This window comes from Polaromonas sp. YR568, assembly GCF_943369675.1.
Classification (GTDB): Bacteria; Pseudomonadota; Gammaproteobacteria; order Burkholderiales; family Burkholderiaceae_C; genus Polaromonas.
In genome coordinates, this window is sequence record NZ_CALROB020000019.1 from 18,645 (window position 1) to 40,363 (window position 21,719).

Annotated in this window: 15 protein-coding genes and 1 pseudogene; 7 read left to right on the forward strand and 9 right to left on the reverse strand. The window is 65.0% G+C overall.

What is annotated here, in order from left to right; genetic code table 11:
* Positions 1 to 11: 11 nt before the first annotated feature.
* Positions 12 to 9,941: a hemagglutinin gene (locus ACLV8F_RS12060; RefSeq protein ID WP_411884520.1), complete on the reverse strand. Its 9,930-nt coding sequence runs from the start codon at positions 9,939 to 9,941 to the stop codon at positions 12 to 14.
* Here ACLV8F_RS12060 and ACLV8F_RS12065 point away from each other — a divergent pair.
* Positions 9,874 to 10,119: a hypothetical protein gene (locus tag ACLV8F_RS12065; RefSeq protein WP_411884524.1), complete on the forward strand. Its 246-nt coding sequence runs from the start codon at positions 9,874 to 9,876 to the stop codon at positions 10,117 to 10,119. The genes ACLV8F_RS12060 and ACLV8F_RS12065 overlap by 68 nt on opposite strands.
* A 237-nt stretch (positions 10,120 to 10,356) precedes the next feature.
* Complete coding sequence (locus tag ACLV8F_RS12070) at positions 10,357 to 10,917, forward strand: hypothetical protein (protein WP_411884525.1); 561 nt, start codon at positions 10,357 to 10,359, stop codon at positions 10,915 to 10,917.
* 32 nt (positions 10,918 to 10,949) lie between these two features.
* On the opposite strand, the pseudogene ACLV8F_RS12075 reads toward ACLV8F_RS12070, so the two are convergent.
* From ACLV8F_RS12075 to ACLV8F_RS12105, 7 genes and pseudogenes are all read right to left on the reverse strand, one after another.
* Positions 10,950 to 11,084 (reverse strand): annotated as a pseudogene (locus ACLV8F_RS12075) (ESPR domain-containing protein); the annotation flags it as partial.
* Positions 11,085 to 11,125: 41 nt separating this feature from the next.
* Positions 11,126 to 11,605 (reverse strand): DUF4019 domain-containing protein, encoded by a 480-nt coding sequence (locus tag ACLV8F_RS12080; RefSeq protein WP_411884463.1) that lies wholly within the window; start codon positions 11,603 to 11,605, stop codon positions 11,126 to 11,128.
* A 559-nt stretch (positions 11,606 to 12,164) separates the two neighbouring features.
* On the reverse strand, positions 12,165 to 13,070 hold the full coding sequence (locus tag ACLV8F_RS12085) for an RluA family pseudouridine synthase (protein WP_411884464.1): 906 nt from the start codon (positions 13,068 to 13,070) through the stop codon (positions 12,165 to 12,167).
* A gap of 15 nt (positions 13,071 to 13,085) precedes the next feature.
* Positions 13,086 to 13,841, reverse strand: coding sequence for a tRNA (guanosine(46)-N7)-methyltransferase TrmB (gene trmB / locus ACLV8F_RS12090; RefSeq protein ID WP_411884465.1), 756 nt, complete (start codon positions 13,839 to 13,841; stop codon positions 13,086 to 13,088).
* 9 nt (positions 13,842 to 13,850) lie between these two features.
* Entirely contained in the window at positions 13,851 to 14,741 is an 891-nt protein-coding gene (gluQRS, locus tag ACLV8F_RS12095) for a tRNA glutamyl-Q(34) synthetase GluQRS (protein WP_411884466.1), read from the reverse strand.
* A 20-nt stretch (positions 14,742 to 14,761) separates the two neighbouring features.
* Positions 14,762 to 15,838: an NAD(P)/FAD-dependent oxidoreductase gene (locus ACLV8F_RS12100; RefSeq protein ID WP_411884467.1), complete on the reverse strand. Its 1,077-nt coding sequence runs from the start codon at positions 15,836 to 15,838 to the stop codon at positions 14,762 to 14,764.
* 207 nt (positions 15,839 to 16,045) lie between these two features.
* On the reverse strand, positions 16,046 to 16,999 hold the full coding sequence (locus tag ACLV8F_RS12105; RefSeq protein WP_411884468.1) for a LysR family transcriptional regulator: 954 nt from the start codon (positions 16,997 to 16,999) through the stop codon (positions 16,046 to 16,048).
* Between the two features lie 119 nt (positions 17,000 to 17,118).
* Between ACLV8F_RS12105 and ACLV8F_RS12110 the strand changes: the two genes are divergently transcribed.
* The 5 genes from ACLV8F_RS12110 to ACLV8F_RS12130 all read left to right on the forward strand — a co-directional run bounded on the left by ACLV8F_RS12110 (position 17,119) and on the right by ACLV8F_RS12130 (position 20,342).
* Positions 17,119 to 17,820: a pirin family protein gene (locus tag ACLV8F_RS12110; protein ID WP_411884469.1), complete on the forward strand. Its 702-nt coding sequence runs from the start codon at positions 17,119 to 17,121 to the stop codon at positions 17,818 to 17,820.
* A 137-nt stretch (positions 17,821 to 17,957) separates the two neighbouring features.
* Positions 17,958 to 18,353: a DoxX family protein gene (locus tag ACLV8F_RS12115; RefSeq protein ID WP_411884470.1), complete on the forward strand. Its 396-nt coding sequence runs from the start codon at positions 17,958 to 17,960 to the stop codon at positions 18,351 to 18,353.
* A 114-nt stretch (positions 18,354 to 18,467) separates the two neighbouring features.
* The gene (locus ACLV8F_RS12120) at positions 18,468 to 19,022 is read left to right on the forward strand and encodes a flavodoxin family protein (RefSeq protein ID WP_411884471.1); all 555 of its coding nucleotides are present in this window, start codon (positions 18,468 to 18,470) and stop codon (positions 19,020 to 19,022) included.
* Positions 19,023 to 19,053: 31 nt separating this feature from the next.
* The gene (locus ACLV8F_RS12125; RefSeq protein WP_411884472.1) at positions 19,054 to 19,461 is read left to right on the forward strand and encodes an OsmC family protein; all 408 of its coding nucleotides are present in this window, start codon (positions 19,054 to 19,056) and stop codon (positions 19,459 to 19,461) included.
* Positions 19,458 to 20,342 carry a pirin family protein gene (locus ACLV8F_RS12130; RefSeq protein ID WP_411884473.1) on the forward strand — a complete coding sequence of 295 codons (885 nt, stop codon included), beginning with the start codon at positions 19,458 to 19,460 and terminating at the stop codon, positions 20,340 to 20,342. The genes ACLV8F_RS12125 and ACLV8F_RS12130 overlap by 4 nt, the downstream gene beginning before the upstream one ends.
* 18 nt (positions 20,343 to 20,360) lie before the next feature.
* On the opposite strand, the gene egtB is transcribed toward ACLV8F_RS12130, so the two are convergent.
* Positions 20,361 to 21,689: an ergothioneine biosynthesis protein EgtB gene (egtB, locus tag ACLV8F_RS12135; RefSeq protein WP_411884474.1), complete on the reverse strand. Its 1,329-nt coding sequence runs from the start codon at positions 21,687 to 21,689 to the stop codon at positions 20,361 to 20,363.
* Between the last annotated feature and the right edge of the window lie 30 nt (positions 21,690 to 21,719).

The following is a 21,719-nucleotide window of genomic DNA, read 5'->3' on the forward strand; positions in this document are numbered from 1 at the left end:
CGAGCGGGTGCTTACCGCCACTTCCAGCTTGCGCCGAAGTTCAGGCCCCACTCTTTGCCGGTGGTGGAGACGCCGAAGCCCCAGGCGCTCTTGCCGTCGTTGTTCAGCGCCTTGAAGTTCAGGCCCAGGGCGCCGTAGCCCTTGTAGTTGCCGACGCCTATGCCCAGGGCTTTTTCGCCGCCTTCCAGGTTGGGCATGTAGGTGGCGGCCATGGCCATGCTCATCGCGATGCCCGAGTAGGCAACGCGGCTCACGTCGTTCAGCTGCGAGACGTTGACCGCGTCCGTGGCATAGACGCCGGGCGCCACGTTGGTGATGCGGCGCTCGTTGCCCGGCGAGCCCACCGAGACGGTGTTGGGCTGGTCGGCGACCGAGTAGGCGCCCAGCGCCACGGCGCGGTTGGCGGTGGCTTCGGCCGCGGCGCCCAGCGCCACCGAGTCGTTGCCCGAGGCCAGCGAGTTCCAGCCGATGGCGGTGGCCGGGTCGGCAATGGCGCGTGCCTGGTAGCCGATGGCCACGGAGCCTTCATAGGTGGCCGTCGCGCGGAAGCCGATGGCGGTGGTGTTCTTGTCCTGGGCCAGCGACTGCGAACCGTAGGCGGTGGCGCCCGTGGCCACCGTGGTGGTGGTGGCGCCGTTCACGCCGGCACGGGTGCCGGCGTTGGCGCACAGGCCGGTCGCCGTGGTGTCGGCGCCGTTGGCCACCGAGCAGTCCGAAGGCGCCATCACGGTTTGCAGCGAGGTGCTGTTCAGCGCCTTGCCCTGCGTCAGCAGCCCGCTGGCATTGGCGCCGCCCGCGGTGGAGCCGATGACGGCGCCGCCGTTGGCCGCCGCGGTGTTGGCCGCGTTGACCAGCGAGGCCAGCGCCGCGGTGCCGGAGGTCGCCGTCGACAGGCCGGTGGACAGCGAGGAGATGCCGCTGTTGGCCGTGCTCAGGCCCGTGGAGAGCGAGCTCACGCCGGTGTTGATCGAACTCAGGCCGGTCGACAGGGACGAGATGCCGCTGTTGGCGGTGCTCAGGCCCGTGGAGGTGGAACTGGACAGCGAGCTGACACCGGTGGAAGCCGACGTGGACAGCGACGCGACGCTGCTGTTGGTGCTGCTCAAGCCGGTCGACAGCGAACCGACGCCCGTGGAAGCCGACGTGGACAGCGATGCGACGCTGCTGTTGGTGCTGCTCAGCCCGGTGGAGATGGAACTGAAGCCGGTCGACAGCGAACTGAAGCTGCTTGAGGTCGACGTCGACAGCGAGTTGAGGCCCGTCGACAGCGAACTGATGCCCGTCGAGGTCGAGGTCGACAGCGAGCTGACGTTGCTGTTGGTGGTGCTCAGGCCGGTCGAGAGCGAGCTGACGCCCGTCGACAGGGAACTGACGCCGGTGGAGAGCGAGCTGATGCCGGTGGAAGTCGAGGTCGACAGCGAATCGATGCCGGTCGACAGGGAACTGATGCCCGTCGAGGTGGACGTCGACAGCGAACTCACGCCGGTGGACAGCGAACTGATGCCCGTTGAGGTGGACGTCGACAGGGAACTCACGCCGGTCGACAGCGAGCTGATGCCGGTAGACGCGGACGTGGACAGTGAGCTGACCCCGGTGGACAGCGAACTCACGCCGGTCGACAGCGAGCTGACGCCCGTGGACGTCGACGTGGACAGCGAGCTGAGGTTGCTGTTGGTGGTGCTCAGGCCTGTCGACAGCGAACTGGCGGCCGTCGAGGTCGAGGTGGACAGCCCGTTGATGGCGGTCGACAGCGAGCTGATGCCGGTCGAGGTGGACGTCGACAGCACGGCCACGTTGCTGGTGGTGGTGCTGATGCCCGTCGAGAGCGACAGCACGCCGGTCGACAGCGAGATAAAGCCCGTCGACAGCGAACCGAAGCCGGTGGACAGTGAGCCGAAGCCGGTCGACAGCGAACTGAAGCCCGTGGAGGTGGATGTCGACAGGGAGTCGATACCCGTGGACAGCGAACTCACGCCGGTCGACAGAGAGCTGGCGGTCGTGGAAGTCGAGGTCGAGAGTCCGTCGATGGCGGTGGACAGCGAGCTCACGCCGGTCGACGCCGAGGTGGACAGGGAAACGAGGCCGGTCGAAGCGGAAGTCGACAGCGACGTGACGTTGCTGTTGGTGCCGCTCAGGCTGGTCGACAGCGAGGTGATGCCGCTGGCCGCCGTGCTCAGCCCGGTCGAGGTCGAGGTCGACAGTGAGCCCACGTTGCTGTTGGTGGTGCTCAGGCCGGTGGACAGCGAACCGGTCGAGGTTGACAGGGATGCGATACCGCTGGTGGCGGTGCTCAAACCCGTCGAGGTCGACGTGGACAGCGATGTGGTGCGGCTGTCGGCGGTGCTCAGGCCGGTAGACGTAGAGGTCGACAGCGACGTGACGTTGCTGTTGGTGCTGCTCAGCCCCGTGGAGAGGGAACTGAAGCCCGTGGATGCCGAGGTCGACAGCGAGTTGAACCCGGTCGAGATCGAGCTGAAGCCGGTGGACACCGAGCCGAAGCCCGTGGACAGCGAGGCGATGCCGCTGTCGGCGGTGCTCAGGCCGGTGGACAGGGAATTGAACCCAGTCGATGTAGACGTCGACAGCGAGTTGAAACCCGTGGAGATCGAACTGAAGCCGGTGGAGATCGAGCTGAACCCGGTCGACAGGGAACTGAAGCCCGTGGACACCGAGCCGAAGCCGGTGGACAGCGAGGCCACGTTGCTGTCCGTGGTGCTCAGGCCCGTGGACAGAGAGGCGATGCCGCTGTTCGCCGTGCTGAGACCCGTCGAGGTGGAAGTCGACAGCGAGCCGACCTGGCTGGCGGCGGTGCTCAGGCCCGTCGACGTCGAGGTGGACAGGGAGCCGATGCCGGTCGAGGTCGACGTTGACAGCGCCACCAGGCTGCTGTTGGTGCTGCTCAAACCGGTGGACAGCGAACTGAAACCGGTCGAGGCGGACGTCGACAGCGAGCTGAAGCCCGTCGAGATGGAGCTGAAGCCGGTAGAAATCGAGCTGAAGCCGGTCGACACCGAGCCGAAACCGGTGGACAGCGAGGCCACGTTGCTGTCGGTGGTGCTCAGGCCCGTTGACAGCGAATTTATGCCGCTGGTTGCCGTGCTCAGGCCGGTCGAGGTGGAGGTCGACAGCGAGGTAATCCGGCTGTCGGCGGTGCTCAGCCCTGTCGAGGTCGAGGTCGACAGCGAAGTGACGTTGCTGTTGGTCGTGCTCAGGCCGGTGGACAGCGAATCCGTCGAAGTAGACAGGGATGCGATGCCGCTGGTGGCCGTGCTCAGCCCGGTGGACGTGGAGGTCGACAGCGAGGTGGTGCGGCTGTCGGCGGTGCTCAGGCCCGTGGAGGTGGAGGTCGAGAGCGAAGTGACGTTGCTGTTCGTTGTGCTCAGGCCGGTGGACAGTGAATTCGTCGAAGTCGACAGTGAGGCAATGCCGCTGGCGGCGGTGCTCAATCCCGTAGACGTTGACGTGGACAGTGAGCTGATGCCGGTCGATGCCGAGGTCGACAGCGAAGCCACATTGCTGTTGGTCGTGCTCAGGCCGGTTGAGGTGGAGGTCGACAGCGACGTGACGTTGCTGTTGGTGCTGCTCAAGCCGGTGGACAGTGAATCCGTCGAGGTCGACAGGGACGCAATGCCGCTTGTCGCCGTGCTTAGGCCGGTGGACAGCGAGGCAACGCCGCTGGTGGCGGTGCTCAGGCCCGTGGACGTCGAGGTCGACAAAGACGTCACATTGCTGTTGGTGGTGCTGAGGCCCGTGGACAGTGAACCGGTCGAGGTTGACAGGGACGCGATGCCGCTGGCGGATGTGCTCAGGCCTGTAGAGGTCGAGGTCGACAGCGATGTGACGTTGCTGTCTGTTGTGCTAAGGCCGGTGGAGAGCGAGGCAACGCCGCTGTTGGCCGTGCTCAGCCCTGTGGAGGTGGACGTTGACAGCGAGGTGATCCGGCTGTCGGCGGTGCTCAGGCCGGTCGAGGTGGAAGTAGACAGCGAAGCGATTCCGGTCGACGCTGAGGTCGACAGGGACGTGACGTTGCTGTTCGTGGTGCTGAGGCCCGTGGACAGTGAACCGGTCGAAGTTGACAGCGACGCAATGCCGCTGCTGGCCGTGCTCAGGCCGGTTGAGGTCGAGGTCGAGAGGGACGCCAGGTTGCTGTTGGTCGTGCTCACGCCGGTGGACAGCGAGGAAATGCCGCTGGCCGCGGTGCTCAGGCCAGTGGAGGCGGAGCTCGACAACGAGGTCACGTTGCTGTCCGTGGTGCTCAGGCCGGTGGACAGGGACGTGATGCCGCTCGCGGCGGTGCTCAGGCCCGTCGACGTCGACGTGGACAGGGAGGCGATGCCGGTCGAGGCGGAGGTCGACAAGGAAGAAACATTGCTGTTCGTCGTGCTCAATCCCGTCGAGGTGGAGGTCGACAGCGACGTGACATTGCTGTTGGTCGTGCTCAGGCCCGTGGACAGGGAGTTCGTCGACGTCGACAGGGAAGCAATGCCGCTGCTGGCGGTGCTCAGGCCCGTGGACGCCGAGGTCGACAAGGACGTGACGTTGCTGTTGGTCGTGCTTAGCCCGGTGGAGGTCGATGTCGAGAGTGAGGTGATCCTGCTGTCAGCGGTGCTCAATCCGGTGGACGTCGAGGTTGACAAAGAGGTGATGCCGGTCGACAGCGAGCCAATGCCGCTGGCGGCGGTGCTCAGACCCGTGGATGTCGAGGTCGACAGGGCGGCCACGGTGCTGTCGGTGGTGCTCAAGCCTGTGGACAGCGAGGAAATTCCGCTGCTGGCCGTGCTCAGCCCTGTGGACGTGGAAGTCGACAGGGAGGTGGTCCGGCTGTCGGCTGTACTCAAGCCGGTCGATGTCGAGGTCGACAGGGACGTGACATTGCTGTTGGTGGTGCTCAGGCCGGTGGACAGCGAGTTCGTCGAAGTCGACAACGATGCAATGCCGCTGGCCGCGGTGCTCAAACCGGTCGACGTCGAAGTCGACAGGGACGTGACATTGCTGTTGGTGGTGCTCAGCCCGGTGGACAGCGAGTTGGTCGAGGTCGACAACGATGCGATGCCGCTGGTGGCCGTGCTCAAACCGGTCGATGCTGAGGTCGACAGCGACGTGATATTGCTATTGGTGGTGCTCAGGCCGGTGGACAGCGAGTTGGTCGAAGTCGACAACGATGCGATGCCGCTGGCGGCGGTGCTCAAACCGGTCGACGTCGAAGTCGACAGCGAGGTGACGTTGCTGTTGGTCGTGCTGAGGCCGGTGGACAGCGAATCCGTCGAAGTCGACAGGGACGCGATGCCGCTGCTGGCCGTGCTCAGGCCTGTCGAGGTGGACGTGGACAGCGACGTGACATTGCTGTTCGTGCTGCTCAGGCCTGTCGAGAGCGACGTGATGCCCGTCGATGCCGAGGTCGACAGGGACGAGATGCTGCTGGTCGTGGTGCTCAGGCCGGTCGACGTCGAGGTGGACAGGGAACCGATTCCTGTGGAAGCGGAGGTCGACAGCGACGTGATGCCGCTGGCGGCAGTGCTCAGGCCGGTCGATGTCGAGGTCGACAAGGAATTGATCCCCGTGGACGCGGACGTCGACAGCGAGCTGACGCTGCTGTTGGTCGTACTCAATCCGGTAGACGTCGACGTCGACAAGGATGTGATCCTGCTGTCTGCGGTGCTCAAACCCGTCGACGTTGAGGTCGACAGGGAGTTGATGCCGGTCGAGGCGGACGTCGACAGCGAGGCCAGGCCGCTGGAGATGGAGCTGACGCCGGTCGACACGGAACTGAAGCCCGTGGACAGCAGCGCCAGGTTGCTGTCCGTGGTGCTCAATCCGGTGGAGAGCGAGGCGATGCCGCTGTTGGCGGTGCTCAGCCCTGTGGATGTCGAGGTCGACAGCAAGCTGAGGTTGTTGTTGGTGCTGCTCAGGCCCGTCGACGTTGAGGTCGAGAGGGAGCCGATGCCCGTGGAGGTGGAGGTCGACAGCGAGGTGACGCTGCTATTGGTCGTGCTCAGGCTGGTTGACAAAGAGCCGATACCGGTCGAGGCCGAGGTAGACAACGACGTTACGTTGCTGTTGGTGCTGCTCAGTCCGGTGGATAGGGAGCCAATGCCCGTAGAGCTAGAGGTCGACAGCGACGTGATTCTGCTGTCGGCGGTGCTCAGGCCTGTGGACGTCGATGTGGACAGCGAGGCGATGCCGGTCGAGGCGGAGGTCGACAGCGAGGTGATGCCCGTGGAAGCCGACGTTGAAAGTGACGTGACGCTGCTGTTGGTGCTGCTCAGTCCAGTGGACAGGGAACCAATGCCGGTCGACGCCGAGGTCGACAGCGAAGTGACATTGCTGTTGGTCGTGCTCAGCCCGGTGGATGTGGAAGTCGACAGCGATGTGATTCTGCTGTCGGCGGTGCTCAGGCCCGTCGAGGTCGATGTCGAGAGCGAGCCGATGCCGGTCGAGGCGGAAGTGGACAGCGAGGTGACGCTGCCGTTCGTGGTGCTCAATCCGGTAGATGTCGATGTGGACAGGGACGCGATACCGGTCGAGGCCGAGGTCGACAGTGAGGTGACGCTGCTGTTGGTCGTGCTCAAACCGCTGGAGAGTGAGGTGATGCCGCTGGTGGCGGTGCTCAATCCAGTGGAAGTCGAAGTCGATAGCGACGTCAAATTGCTGTTGGCCGTGATCAGTCCGGTGGAAAGAGACCCAATCCCCGTTGAGGCGGAGGTCGACAGCGAGGTGATGCCTGTGGAGGCCGACGTCGAAAGGGACGTGACGTTGCTGTTGGCGGTGCTCAGGCCCGTGGAAAGCGAGTTGGTCGACGTCGACAGGGAGGCAATACCGCTGGCGGACGTGCTCAATCCGGTAGATGTCGACGTGGACAGGGAGGCGATACCGGTCGAGGTCGAGGTCGACAGCGACGTGACGTTGCTGTTCGTGGTGCTCAGCCCTGTGGAAGTCGAGGTCGAAAGGGACCCGATACCCGTGGAAGCGGAGGTCGACAGCGACGCCAGGTTGCTATTGGTGCTGCTCAGGCCGGTGGACAGGGAGCCGATACCGGTCGAAGCGGAGGTCGACAGCGAGGTGACGTTGCTGCTGGTCGTGCTCAGGCCTGTAGACGTTGAGGTCGAGAGCGAGCCTATGCCCGTGGAGGCGGACGTTGACAGGGAAGTGACGCTGCTATTGGTCGTGCTCAGGCCGCTGGAGAGCGACGTGATGCCGCTTGCGGCGGTGCTCAGACCGGTAGACGTCGACGTGGAAAGGGAGGCGATACCGGTCGAGGCCGAGGTCGACAGCGACGTGACGTTGCTGTTCGTGGTGCTCAGCCCTGTGGAAGTCGAGGTCGAGAGGGACCCGATACCCGTGGAAGCGGAGGTCGACAGCGACGCCAGGTTGCTGTTGGTCGTGCTCAGGCCGGTGGACAGGGAAGTGATGCCGCTTGCGGCAGTGCTCAATCCGGTCGATGTTGAAGTCGATAGGGAATTGATGCCAGTCGAAGTGGAAGTCGACAGCGACGTGACACTGCTGTTGGTGGTGCTCAGGCCTGTGGAAGTCGAGGTCGAGAGCGAAGTGATGCCTGTCGATGCCGAGGTCGACAGGGACGAGATGCTGCTGGTCGCGGTGCTCAGGCCGGTCGACGTCGATGTCGACAAAGAAGCAATGCCGGTCGAGGCGGATGTCGACAGCGAAGTGACGTTGCTGTTTGTGGTGCTCAGCCCTGTGGACAGGGAATTGACGCCGGTGGACAGAGAGGTGACGCTGCTGTTGGCGCTGCTCAGGCCCGTCGACAGCGAGTTGGCCGAAGTCGACAGGGAGGCAATACCGCTGGCGGAAGTGCTCAAGCCGGTGGAGGTCGACGTGGACAGGGAAGCGATACCGGTCGAGGCGGAGGTCGACAGCGAGGTGACATTGCTGTTGGTGGTGCTCAGGCCTGTGGAAGCCGAGGTCGAGAGCGAAGTGATGCCGGTTGACGCGGACGTCGACAGCGAAGTGACGTTGCTGTTGGCGGTGCTAAGCCCTGTGGACAGGGAGTTGACGCCGGTGGACACCGATGTGGACAGGGAGTTGAAGCCGGTCGAGATGGAGCTGAAGCCCGTGGAGACGGAACTGAAGCCGGTTGACAGGGACGTGACGCTGCTGTTGGTGCTGCTCAGGCCGGTGGACAGGGATGTGATGCCGCTGGCGGCCGTGCTCAAGCCCGTCGAGGCCGAGGTCGATAGCGCGGTCACGTTGCTGTTGGCGGTGCTCAGGCCTGTTGACAGCGAGAGGTCCGAGGTCGACAGCGATGCAATGCCGCTCGCTGCGGTGCTCAGGCCCGTGGAGGTGGAAGTCGATAGCGAAGTGATGCCTGTCGAAGCGGAGGTCGACAGCGACGTCACGTTGCTGTTGGTGCTGCTGAGCCCGGTGGACAGTGAACTTGCCGACGTGGACAAGGAGGTGACCCGGCTGTCGGTGGTGCTCAGGCCTGTCGACAGCGAGTTGATGCGGCTCGTGGCCGTGCTCAGTCCGGTGGACGTCGAGGTCGAAAGCGAGGTGATGCCCGTGGAAGCCGACGTGGACAGGGACGTGACGTTGCTGTTGGTGCTGCTCAGGCCGGTGGACAGGGATGTGATGCCGCTGGCGGCGGTGCTGAGCCCGGTCGAGGTCGATGTCGAGAGCGAGCCGATGCCGCTCGTGGCGGTGCTCAGGCCTGTCGATGTCGAGGTCGACAAGGACGAGATGCTGCTGGTCGCAGTACTCAGGCCCGTGGAAGTCGATGTCGACAGCGAGGCAATGCCGGTGGACGCCGAGGTCGAAAGCGAAGTGACGTTGCTGTTGGTGCTGCTCAGGCCGGTCGACAGGGAGGTGATGCCGCTGGTGGCGGTGCTCAGGCCTGTGGACGTCGACGTGGACAGGGACGTGATGCCGGTCGAAGCCGACGTGGACAGGGACGTCACGTTGCTGTTCGTGGTGCTCAGACCGGTGGACGTGGAGGTCGACAAGGACGAGATGCCGCTGGCCGCGGTGCTCAGGCCCGTAGAGGTCGAGGTCGAGAGTGAGGCGATGCCCGTCGACGCGGACGTGGACAGCGAGGTGACGTTGCTGTTGGCGGTGCTCAGGCCGGTGGAGGTGGACGTCGACAGCGACGTGATCCGGCTGTCTGCCGTGCTCAGGCCTGTGGACGCCGATGTGGACAAGGACGTGATGCCCGTCGACGCCGATGTCGACAGGGAGGTCACGCTGCTGTTGGTGCTGCTGAGGCCCGTGGAGAGGGACGTAACCCGGCTGTCCGTGGTGCTCAGGCCGGTCGACAGCGAATTGGTGCGGCTGGTGGCGGTGCTCAGTCCCGTGGAGGTTGAGGTGGATAGCGAACTGATACCCGTCGAAGCTGATGTGGACAGCGACGCAATGCCGCTGGTAGCGGTGCTCAAACCGGTTGAGGCCGAGGTGGACAAGGAGGTGATGCCTGTCGACGCCGAGGTCGACAGCGAGGTCACGCCGCTGTTGGTGGTGCTCAGGCCGCTGGACAGCGAGACGATGCCACTGGCAGCGGTGCTCAAACCTGTCGACGTTGACGTGGAGAGTGAACCGATGCCGGTCGAGGCGGACGTGGACAGCGAAGTGACACGGCTGTCCGTGGTGCTCAGGCCCGTGGACAGCGAGGTGATGCGGCTGGTGGCCGTGCTCAGGCCGGTGGACAGGGAGGTGATGCCGGTTGATGCCGATGTCGACAGCGATGTGATCCCGGAGCTCAGGGTGCTGCTGACCGTGGACAGCTGGGTCACGTTGACGGCGTCGGCCGCCCCGGTGCCCGCGGCCACGCCTGTGATGGTGCGGTTGCCGACGTTGACTTCACCGGCCGAGGTCTGGGTTGCGGTCAGGCCGAAAGCGCTGTAGCCGGTCTGCGCGCCCACGGTGGTGGCCGAGTTGGAACCGAGGGCCACGCTGTCGGCGTTGCTGGCGGTCGCGTTCAGGCCGATGGCCACCGCATTGGTGCCGCTGGCCGCAGCGCCGGACCCGGCGGCGACTGTAGCCGCCGCCGTAGCTTTCGCACCCTTGCCCAGGGCCAGGGCCTCCGCGGCGCTGGCCGTTGCCGAATCGCCGGCGGCCGCGCCGCCGCCAATGGCCACCGCGTTGGTGGCCGTGGCGGTGACCACCGAGTAGCGGCCTATGGCAACCGCTTGTGCGCCGGCCGCCGTAGAGCCGCCGCCGCCGGTGCCGTCACCGCCGCCTATCGCCACGGCGGACACGCCTGCGGCGTTGGCGTCGTTGCCCAGGGCATAAGCGCCTTTTGCGGACGCTTTGGAGCCCGAACCCATGGACGCGGCGCTGTTGGCGGATGCGTTGGCGGCATTGCCGATGGCGACCGCATAGTCAACGGTGGCTTGTGCGCCTGTGCCGATGGCGAGCGTCGCCGTGCCGGTGGCATCCGTGCCGTTGCCGAGCGCGGTCGATTGGCCGCCGCTGGCAACGGCGCCGGTACCCAGCGCCGTGCCTTGCGCGCCGCTGGCGGTGGCCGTGGCGCCAATCGCGGTGGCTGAAGCACCGCTGGCAGTGGCTGTGGTGCCGATCGCCGTGGTTGAAGTACCGCTGGCCGTAGCGGCGGAACCCATCGCGGTGGCCGACGTATTGTTGGCCAGGGCGGAAGCGCCAACGGCAGTCGCCGAGGCGAAGCTCGCCGTGGCGAGTGAGCCCATTGCAGTAGCCGACGTATTGCTGGCCAGGGCGGAAGCGCCAATGGCGGTCGCCGAGGCGAAGCTGGCCGTGGCAAGGGAGCCGATCGCGACAGAACTGACGCCCGTCGCCCAGGCGGAGTTGCCCACTGCCGTGCCGAAGGCCCCGCACGCGGTGGCCCGGCCCGCGGCGCCTGTGGTCGTTCCGGAGCCGATGGCGACGCCGTTGTTGTCGTTGCAGGTTCCGGTGGTGTTGATGTTCCCCACCCCGCCGGTATTGCCTGTGTAGTCCGCCCATACCGCCGAGGAGGCCAGCAGCACTGCGCCCAAGGCGATTGCGGCAGCTGCGGAGCCGACACTGCTGCCGCTGCGTTTGCCGCGCGTGCTGGAGATTTCCGAGACGGCGACCCAGGTGCCCAGAAGCTCGCTATAGACGGTGCGGTAAAACTTATTCATGTTTCAACTTGATGAAGGCTCAGCAGGACGGACCGGGGGGCTTATTTCGCCGGGGCCGGCGTGGCCTGAATGGCTCCGTACTGGAAACCCACGGGCACCCATTGGTTGCCATTCCTGACGAGGGCGACTTTTTCCCAGGCCCTCGTTTTCGAAAATGGGGAGACAAACGTGACGCTGGTGAACTCGCCGGGCGGCAACGCGGGGTTGTCTATTTCCCGCTCCAGGGCTACCCAAACCCTTTGGCTGGCCGGCGAGCCCAAGGTGTTGCGCATGGTGGCGATGTAGTTGACCCAGAACGCCTGGCCTTCCTTGTTTTTCATCAAGGGAGAGCTTTGGTCCCACATGGCAGCGGCTTTGTCCGTGTCCGCCACGGCAAGCCATTGCTGGGCGACCGCAATCGCGGCATCCGCCGACGACGCGCTCTGCGCCGCAGCGCCAAACGACAGCCCAAGCGCCATCAGCCAAGCGCACAACTGCAGCGCCAAGCTGTTCTTCAAACCACGGTGTCTTGCGTTTTTCATCTGGGTTCTTTCAACTCAGGCGTAGCGCATCTCTAGGTGATTGCTTTAGTGCTACTTGTAAGTATCTGTACGATTGCTGTAACTAGTTCACCAAATTCTCCCATAGCGTACGAAAAAATACTGTGAAAAAACCGCGAAAAGTTGTTGTAAAGCGTTGATTGAATTGAAGAATTGCGAAAAAATTCACGGCGCAACGTCACACTAAAGCTTGATGCGTACTACTGAAATACGCTCAAGAAGTAATACTGGATGTAACTGATTATCAAATTTTGTGAAGTTTCGTGCTGCCGTCCGTGAAAAAAATCACGAATACCAATGCTTTTGGGTTAATCCAGTATTCAGGCTCAAAAATATGCTTTGAAAGGCCTGCATGGGCCTGAAATTCGTTGGAATCAGGCGACAAAGGCGTGCCAAAAGCCTTGTTGAACAGGCTGGTGGAGGCCGGGCGGGGCTGCCGCGGGGGCAAATGCCGGGCTGGTGAGTTGCCGGATTTGGGAACTCGAACGCGGAAATGTGCGCCGGGCAGGCGGCCGGGCTTACCCGCCGGGGTGCAACGACCTCAGCCTGGAAGCAGGCTCAAACGGGTGTGAAAGGCGCGCTCTTCGCCCGTCAGCGGATCCCGGAATCGCAGGGATTTCGCCAGGAGCTGCAGGGGATGCGCGTAGTCGTCGTCGGGCGTGGGATGCACCGGCGGGTAGATCCTGTCGTTCAGGATGGGAATGCCCAAGGCATGCATGTGCACACGCAGCTGGTGTTTTTTGCCGGTCACGGGGCTCAGCGCATAGCGGGCCTGTTCGCCCAGCACTTCGAGCACGCTGATGCGTGTTTCGCTGTTGGGCGGGCCCGCGGCCTCCTGCTGCCGGAAGAAGGGTTCGCCCTGCACGATGCGGCTTTGGCGGACCAGCGGAAAAGCAATGTCCCCATGCCATGGGGCGATGGCCTCGTAATGCTTTTGTACCTCATGGCGCCTGAAAAGGGCCTGGTAGGCGTCGCGCTCCGCGGGTTTGACGCTGAACAGCACGAGGCCGGCGGTTTCGCGGTCTATGCGGTGCAGCGGCGCCAACCCTTCCAGGCCCAGGCTGTTCTTGAGCCGCACCAGCAGCGTTTCCTGCACATAGTGGCCCGAAGGCGTGACGGGCAAAAAATGCGGCTTGTCGGCCGCCACCAGGTGCTCGTCCTGGTACAGCACCTGGGCCTCAAAGGGCACTCGGGGCTCGTCTTCGAGGGCGCGGTAGTAGTACACGCGCATGTGGCCGCGGTAGGGGCGTTCCGCCGTGACGGCCGCGCCGAACTCGTCGGCGACCAGGCCGTCCCGCATGCGCTGCAGCCAGGTGTCGCGCGCGATCGCGGGGAAGCGCTGCACCAGGAAGTCGGTGATGGTGGGCCAATCGCCCGGCGGCAGGCCCACGCAACTCGGGCTGACCCCGTCACGCACGGGCAGGCCGTGGGCCGCTTGCCCGTTCACCTTGGCGCGCTGTGTTCACACACGGGTGAACACCACGTCCCAGACACCGTGCCCCAGCTTGATGCCGCGGTTTTCAAATTTGGTCAGGGGCCGGTAGGCCGGCTTGGGCGCGTAGCCGCCTTGGGACGCGTCGGCCGTGTTGCGCAACAGGGGTTCGGCCGCCAGCACTTCGAGGATCTGCTCGGCATAGGGTTGCCAGTCTGTGGCGCAATGCAGGTAACCGCCGGGCTTGAGGCGGGCGGCCAGCTTGGCGATCAGCGGCGCCTGGATCAGGCGGCGCTTGTTGTGCCGTTTTTTGTGCCAGGGGTCGGGAAAGAAAATATGCACGCCGTCCAGGCTGGCCGGCGGCAGCATGTTGTCTATCACTTCGACGGCGTCGTGCTGCAGGATGCGGATGTTGGCCAGGCCTTTCTCACCGATGCGCTTGAGCAGCGCGCCCACGCCCGGGGTGTGCACTTCGCAGCACAGGAAATTTTTCTCGGGCACCAGGGCGGCGATGTGCGCCGTCGCCTCGCCCATGCCGAAGCCGATCTCGAGGATGGTGGGCGCCGCGCGCTGGAAGATGGCCTCGAAGTCCGCCGGCGCCGCCGCATAGGGCAGCAGGAATTGCGGGCCCACGTCGGCAAAGGCTTTGGCCTGGCCCAGGGTGGTGCGGCCGGTGCGGCGCACAAAGCTGCGGATGTTGCGGTGGTGGGCGGTGTCGGCGGGCGCGCCTTCAGGCGATTCAGCGGGAAGGCCGGCGGGCGGGGTGGGGGATGTTGTATCTGTCACCGGCCGATTTTAGAACCTGTTCTTAAGGCGCGCCGCCCAGCGCGGGACGGCTTGCCGCAGCCAGTCTTGCGGCGTGGCGGCTGCCGTGTCCGGATGCAAGCCGAGAACCGCGCCCGCTTGCCGCAGCAGAACGAGCGGCTCGGAAGTGTCCAACGCCTGCGCGCCATTTTGTTTGGAAAGCTTTTCGCCGTTCGCGCCCAGCACCAGCGGCGTGTGCAGGTAGCGCGGCAGTGGCAGGCCCAGCGCGCGTTGCAGCAGGATTTGCCGCGCCGTGTTGTCGGCCAGGTCCTCGCCGCGCACGATGTCGGTGATGCCCTGGGCCGCGTCGTCGACCACCACGGCCAGCTGGTAGGCCCACAGGCCGTCGGCGCGCTTGAGCACGAAGTCGCCGACCTCCTGGGCCACGTCCTGCGACTGCGGGCCCAGCAGGCGGTCTTGCCAGGTGATGCGTGAATCTGTCCGGGTGCCCAGCCGCCAGGCGCGCGCGCTGCGGCCGTGCAGGCCGCTGCGGCAGGTGCCGGGGTAGACCAGTTCGCCGTGGCGTTCGCGCGCGTGGCCTGATGCGGCCAGCGCGCGGGCGATGTCCTGGCGCGTGCAGGCGCAGGGGTAGGCCAGGCCGCGGGTGGTCAATGAATCCAGCGCCTGCTGGTAGAGGGCGCCGCGTTGCGACTGCCAGACGGGCGGCTCATCGGGCACCATGCCGCATTGCGCCAGCTGTTCAAGAATGGTGTGGTCGGCGCCGGGCACGCAGCGCGGCGTGTCCACGTCCTCGATGCGTACCAGCCATTGGCCCTGGTGCGCGCGGGCGTCGAGCCAGCTGGCCAGGGCGGCCACTAGTGAGCCGGCATGCAGCGGGCCCGTCGGGGAGGGGGCGAAACGGCCCCGGTAGTCGGCCTCCACGCCGATATCGCTCCTTGAGTTCAGGCCAGTGCAAGAGCCATTTCAAGGCCCGACACAAAGCCGTCTTCCACCCGGTGCCCCAGGCACCAGTCGCCGCAGGCGCCTATGCCCGATTTGGCATCCCACACATGGGTTTTTTCCAGGGGCTGCAGCGTCTGGGCATGGCGCCAGCGGTGCACCACGGCATGGGGCGGCTCGGCGCGAATGCCGGTGACTTCGGTGAAGGCCTTGAGCAGCTTGGCCTTGACGCGCTCGGCGTCGTCCTCGAGGTGGCGTTGCGACCACTCGGGGCTGGCCTGCACGGTCCAGCGCTCAATGGGGCTGCGCCCGGGCTTGGAAGATTCGCGCGCCAGCCAGGCGATGCGGTGGTGGGTGCTGCGCGCGGCATTCCAGTGGGGGCCCAGGTGCACCATGGTGGGCTGCATGGCCTGGGGGAAGGCCAGCATCAAGGTCCAGCAGGGCGCCACGCTGACTTTGGCAAGTTCGGCCATCAGCGGCTTGCCTTGCTGCGAACTCAGCAGCAGGGCATGGGCCTGCGGCGAGGGCAGGGCCAGCACCACGGCGTCGAAGCCTGAATGTACGGGGCTGCCGGCGCCCGGGCCTTCGGTTTGCAACTGCCATTGTTCGGGGTGCAGCTTGTCGCGCTCCAGCCGTACCACTTCGGTTTCCAGCGACAGCCGGCCAGCAGCCGCCAAAGGCTGCGCCCATTGTTTGACCAGCGCGTTCATGCCCGGCGTGGCGACCCAGTGCGCTTCCTTGGGCGGAAGCGCCGAGGCCACGACGCGGCCGAGTTCGTCGAGGATGCGCACGGTGTTGGCGCTCCAGGGCCGCACCAGCCCGGACGCGGTGGCCAGGGCCTTCTCGAAACGCGCGTCGCGCACGGTGAAGTACTGCGTGCCGTGGTCGAAGCCGCCGAATTCGCTGTCGCGGGTGGCCATGCGGCCGCCGGCTTCGCGGCTTTTCTCGAACACCGTGACGCTGTGCCCGGCCTGGACCAGCGTGCGCGCGCAGGCGATGCCGGCAATGCCGGCGCCCACCACGGCGATGTTGCGCCGGGCCGCGGATTCGGGAAGGGGGAGGCTGGAGTTTTTTGTCATGTCTTTGTGTCTTTATGTTTTTGGGGTTGACGAATGAGGCGCCTTGAAACTTTCGCATGCAATTCATGGCCCCCTGCCCTGGTCATCACATCTCAACCATAAACGAAAACGAAAACGAAAACGAAAACGGGAAGATCTAAGCGCACTCTACACGCAGGCGCGGCCCACGCGCGAGGTTTGAGTGGCCACTACGGGTTTTCACAGGGACTACAGGGACTGGTCGCGCTCCAGCAGCGCTTTTCGCGTGGTGGTGTTCTCCAGTTGCTTGAGCCACCATTGCAGCGCGCGCCCCTCCTTGCCGTCGGGCGCGCGCAGCCAGGCATAACTCATGGCCACCTGGCGCGGGGCGCGCTGCATGCGTTTTTCCACCAGCCGGCCGGTGATGACGTGCGGCCGCGCCAGGTATTCGGGCAAAAAGCCGCCGCCCAGCCCGCGCAGCTGCGCCTGGAGTTTTTCCTGCATGCCGGGCACAGTGAAGATGTCCTGCCCGCCCAGCAGGCCTATCGTGACGCCGCTGCCGCGCTGCACCGAATCGGCCACGGCCACGGCGCGGTGCGGCATCAGCATGGCGTCGGTCACGGGCTCGGCGGCCTGGGCCAGCGGGTGGTGCGGCGCCACCGCATAAATAAAGTGGATGCTGCCCAGCGTCTTGTGCTGCACGGCGGTATTGGCGGACGGCTCGATGGCGACACCTATGGCCAGGTCGGCCTGCCCTGAAGTGAGGGCCTCCAGCGTGCCCGACAGCGCCTCTTCGCGCAGGCGCAGACGGGTGGGCGGGTTCAGCGCGAAGAAGGCCTCGCACAGTTCCATCACCGTGGTGCGTGAGATCACGCTGTCCACCGCCAGCGTGAGCTGCGGCTCCCAGCCGGTAGCCACGCGCTTGACGCGGTTGGCCACGGCGTCGAGTTCGGCCAGCAGGCGGTTGCCTTCGCGCAGTAATTCCTTGCCGGCCTCGGTCAGTTTCGCTTGGCGTGAAGAGCGGTCAAACAGCAACACGTCCAGCGCGTCCTCGACCTGGCGGATCCGGTAGGTCAGGGCGCTGGGCACCACGCCCAGTTCGCGCGCCGCCGCGGCCATGCTGCCGGTGCGGTGCACCGCGCCTATCAGGCTGATGGTTTCGGGCGTCAGCGCGTCGCGTACGGGGTTGTTGTTCGTTACCATCAAAATGATTCAAATAATTTGAATGATGCCATCAAACCGCGGCAATGGAAAGCCGGGTGCCCGCGCCTACATTGGAGTCATCGGCAACGCATCTCAACGCACCTTGAAAGGAGCACCTCATGATGAACTTAAGAACCTCCAGCGAACGCGGTTACGCCGACCACGGCTGGCTCAAGTCCTTCCATTCCTTCTCGTTCGCCGGCTATTACGACCCGGCGCACATGGGCTTCGGCAACCTGCGCGTCATCAATGAAGACCGCATCGCCGCCGGCCGCGGTTTCGGCACGCACGGCCACAAGGACATGGAAATCATCAGCTACGTGCTGAGCGGCGAACTCGCGCACAAGGACAGCATGGGCAACGTCAAGGGCATTCCGCCCGGCGACGTGCAGCGCATGAGCGCCGGCACGGGCGTGCAGCACAGCGAGTTCAACCACGCGGACGGCCAGACCACGCACTTCCTGCAGATCTGGATCGAACCGAATGTGACGGGCATTCCCCCGAGCTACGAGCAGAAGACCTTTGCCGACGCCGAAAAGCGCGGCGCCCTGCGCCTGGTGGCCTCGCCCGACGGCGCCAAGGGTTCCGTGCTGATCCATGCGGACGCCAGGATTTACGCGGGCCTGTTCGACGGCGCGGAGACCGCCACGCTGGCGATCGATGCGAAGCGCAAGACCTATGTGCACCTGGTCCGCGGCCAACTGGAAGTCAACGGCCAGCTGCTGAAGGCGGGCGACGCCGCGGCGCTGCAATCGGAAGGCGCGCTGCAACTGGCCCAAGGCCAGGACGCTGAAGTTCTGGTGTTCGACCTCGCCCCATAAGGCCCCGAATACCGCAACACGAGGTAACACCCCGGGAGAGCACGAACATGCAATAACGCCGTCGTGCTTGCCCAGAGTGTTTTTTTCATCCATCATTTCCCCGTTTACCTTTACTTAACTACCCATAAGGACTCACCATGCTCAATTCCCTGCAAAACCCTCTCGCCCTGATCGGCCGCCTGCTGCTGGCCCTGCTGTTTGTGCCCGCCGGCTTCAGCAAGATCGCCGGCTTTTCCGGAACGGTGGGCTACATCGCCTCCAAAGGCGTGCCGCTGCCTTCCGTCGCCGCCGCCATCGCCATCGTGGTGGAGCTCGGCCTGGGCATCCTGCTGGCCGTGGGCTTCCAGACGCGCTGGTCCGCGCTGATCATCGGCGGCTTCACGGTCGTCATCACCTGCATCTTCCATGCCTTCTGGACCGACCCCACGCAACAAATGATGTTCTTCAAGAACATGGCCATCGCCGGCGGCCTGTTCAGCATCGCGGCTTTCGGCGGCGGCGCCTGGAGCGTGGACGGCCAGCGCAAAGGTTGATTCGCAAACGGGCTGCAGCGAGGGCATTCATGCCCGGCCTGCAGCCCTTTTTGTTTTGCAGGTCACGGATTTCATTCATTTTTTTTCCTTCCATCTCCCCGCGAAAGACACCGAATGCCCAAAGTTGTCGTGATTTACCACTCCGGCTACGGCCACACCCAGCGCATGGCGCAATCGGTGGCTGAAGGCGCCGGCGCCGAGCTGCTGGCCATAGACGCCGACGGCAACCTGCCCGAAGGCGGCTGGGAAACACTGGCTGCCGCCGACGCCATCATCATGGGCTCGCCCACCTACATGGGCAATGTGAGCTGGCAGTTCAAGAAGTTCGCCGATGCTTCGTCCAAGCCCTGGTACAGCCAGGCCTGGAAGGACAAGCTCTTCGCCGGCTTCACCAACAGCGCTTCGATCAACGGCGACAAACTCTCCACGCTGCATTACCTGTACACGCTGGCCATGCAGCATGGCGGCATCTGGGTCAGCCAGGGCATATTGCCCAGCAACAGCAAGGCTGCGGTACGCAACGACCCCAACTACCTGGGCTCCTACAGCGGCGCGATTGCGCAGTCGCCTTCCGATGCCGGCGCGGGCGAGATGTCCGCCGGCGACCTGCAAACGGCGCGCAGCTTCGGCGCGCGTGTTGCCGCCGTCGCCGCGAAGTTTGCGCCGTAAGCGGCTTTTTCCCCTTGCCAACAGGAACCCCATGACCATTGAACTCAAACGCGACCTCACTGCCGCGATGGCCCAGCAGGTGCAGGTTCGCGGCCACAGCTTCACCGCCGACGTCAGCCAGGCCGAAGGGGGCGCGGACAGCGGCCCCAGCCCGCATGACCTCTATGACGCGGCGCTGGGCGCCTGCAAGGCCCTGACCGTGATGTGGTACGCCCGCAAGAAGGGCCTTCCCGTCGAGGACGTGCAGACGCGCATTGAGCGCGACGACTCGCAGGAGCGCAGCGGCGTCTACAAGCTCACGGCCAAACTCCAGGTCAAGGGCAACCTGACCGACGCGCAACTGCAGGAATTGCACGCCGTGGCGCAGAAATGTCCGGTGCACAAACTCATGACCAGCGTCACGACCGAAATCACCACCGAACTGGAGCGCCTGCCATGAGCGTCGCACTGAAACTCACGGGCCACCACAAAGACCTGGGCGGCGGCTTCATGGTGCGGCGCCTGCTGCCTTCTGCGCTGCAGCAATCCGTCGGCCCCTTTATCTTTTTTGACCACTTCGGCCCGGTGACCGAGCAGGGCGACACCAACCATGATGTGCGGCCGCATCCGCACATAGGCCTGGCGACGGTCACCTATCTGTTCGAGGGCGCGATGATGCACCGCGACAGCCTGGGCTCGGCCCAGCGCATAGAGCCCGGCGCCATCAACTGGATGACGGCCGGCCGGGGCATCGTGCATTCGGAACGCGCGCCCGAAGACCTGCGCGGCACGTCTTATGTGAACCACGGCCTGCAACTGTGGGCGGCATTGCCGAAAGAGTTTGAAGAAACGGCACCTGGCTTTTCGCACACGCCCGCTGAAACGATTCCGTCCACCACAGCGGACGGCGCGGCGGTGCGCATCTTGATCGGTGAAGCTTTCGGGAAAACCTCACCCGTCAGGACTTTCTCCAAAACGCTGTACCTCGACGTGGCGCTGTCCGCCGGCACGCCATTCACGCTGCCGCCGCTGGCCGAGCAGATGGCGCTGTATTCGGTGGACGGCGACCTGATGGTCGACGGCGAGCCGCTGGCCATGCACACCCTGGCGACGCTTCCTCCCGGCGCAACGGTTCAGCTCAGCGCGGGCGCGGCAACGCGCTTGGTGGTGATAGGCGGCGACGCACTCGATGCGCACCGCTTCATGTGGTGGAACTTTGTCTCCAGCCGCAAGGAGCGCATCGTGCAGGCCGGCGAGGACTGGGAAGCCCAGGCCATGGGACAGGTGCCCGGCGAGACTGAATTCATTCCGCTGCCTGAGCGGAAATTCACGGCTGGCTGAGTTCGGACTTGCTCAGTTTCAGAGGTCGCGCGCGAGGCGCAGTCCGCTGAACTGCCAGCGTGCATCAGGCGGGAAGAAATTGCGGTAGCTCGAGCGTATGTGGCTTTGCGGCGTGGCGCAGGAGCCGCCGCGCAGCACAAACTGGTTGCACATGAACTTGCCGTTGTATTCACCCACCAGGCCTTCCCACGGTTTGTAGCCGGGGTAAGGGTTGTAGTTGGACTGCGTCCATTCCCACACGTCACCAAACATCTGCGCGGGCAGGCCGCGGCCGCCTTCCTGCAGCGGCAGCGGGTGGAAGGCGGAGGTCTCCACAAAGTTGCCTTGCGGTGAGGAACTGTTGGGCACACCGCGCGCGGCCAGCTCCCATTCAAATTCCGTCGGGAGGCGCGCGCCGGCCCAGCGGGCAAAGGCGTCGGCTTCAAAATAACTGAGGTGGCAGGCCGGCGTGTTCGGGTCTACATCGATCAGGCCTTGCAGCGTGAAGTGCTGGTAAGCGCCTTCGTCGCCCTGCCAGTAAAAGGGAAGGCTGACCTTGTTTTCAATGACCCAGTCCCAGCCCATGGACAGCCACAGCTCGGGGCGCTGGTAGCCCTTGTCGGCGATAAAGGCCATGATCTCGCCGTTGGTCACCGGCCGGCTGGCCAGCTCGAAGGCCGCCACATAGGTTTTGTGGCGCGGCGTCTCGTTATCAAAGGCGAATTCGCCGTCGCGTGCCGTGTCGAAACCATGCTCCACCAGGCCGGCCTCGTGGCGCAGCCAGTCCACCGGCTGCGGGTGTATGCCCGCCAGCGGCCAGCGGCTCGCATAGGCCGGGCGCGCGGGGTTGAAGGACAGCGCGTGTTTGATGTCGGTGAGCAGCAATTCCTGGTGCTGCTGCTCATGGTGCAGGCCCAGGGTCACCAGCTCGGTGAGTTCTCGCCGCTGCGCGCCGTCGGCGCCGGCTTCCACGCTGGCGATCACCGCCAGCATGCGCTGGTTGACCTGTGCGCGGTAGGCCAGCACTTCGTCCAGCGAGGGCCGGCTGATCAGGCCGCGCTTGGGCCGCGGGTACTTGTCCCCCACGCCGTTGTAGTAGCTGTTGAACAGCACACGAAAGCTGGCGTCGAAGGGGATGAAACCGGGCTCGAAGCGTTCGAGGATGAAAGTCTCGAAGAACCAGGTCAGGTGGGCCAGGTGCCATTTGGCCGGGCTCGCGTCGGGCATGGACTGCAACTGGCAGTCTTCCGGGCTCAGCGGCTGGATCAGTGCCTCGGTTTGCTGGCGCACGGCGGAAAAGCGCCTGGCAAGAGGGGAGGGCGATGCGTGGGCGGCCTGGAGGCGCGCGGGGGAGGGATCTGGGGACATGATGGCTACCGTAAAAGGGGGACGCTTGGC

Excerpts from the sequence above, each read along its gene's own strand:
- ACLV8F_RS12070 (WP_411884525.1), top strand. The coding sequence starts at position 10,357 with ATGGCGAGCGTCGCCGTGCCGGTGGCATCCGTGCCGTTGCCGAGCGCG.
- ACLV8F_RS12080 (WP_411884463.1), bottom strand. The coding sequence starts at position 11,605 with ATGAAAAACGCAAGACACCGTGGTTTGAAGAACAGCTTGGCGCTGCAG.
- ACLV8F_RS12100 (WP_411884467.1), bottom strand. The coding sequence starts at position 15,838 with ATGACAAAAAACTCCAGCCTCCCCCTTCCCGAATCCGCGGCCCGGCGC.
- ACLV8F_RS12105 (WP_411884468.1), bottom strand. The coding sequence starts at position 16,999 with ATGGTAACGAACAACAACCCCGTACGCGACGCGCTGACGCCCGAAACC.
- ACLV8F_RS12110 (WP_411884469.1), top strand. The coding sequence starts at position 17,119 with ATGATGAACTTAAGAACCTCCAGCGAACGCGGTTACGCCGACCACGGC.
- ACLV8F_RS12115 (WP_411884470.1), top strand. The coding sequence starts at position 17,958 with ATGCTCAATTCCCTGCAAAACCCTCTCGCCCTGATCGGCCGCCTGCTG.
- ACLV8F_RS12120 (WP_411884471.1), top strand. The coding sequence starts at position 18,468 with ATGCCCAAAGTTGTCGTGATTTACCACTCCGGCTACGGCCACACCCAG.
- ACLV8F_RS12125 (WP_411884472.1), top strand. The coding sequence starts at position 19,054 with ATGACCATTGAACTCAAACGCGACCTCACTGCCGCGATGGCCCAGCAG.
- ACLV8F_RS12130 (WP_411884473.1), top strand. The coding sequence starts at position 19,458 with ATGAGCGTCGCACTGAAACTCACGGGCCACCACAAAGACCTGGGCGGC.
- egtB (WP_411884474.1), bottom strand. The coding sequence starts at position 21,689 with ATGTCCCCAGATCCCTCCCCCGCGCGCCTCCAGGCCGCCCACGCATCG.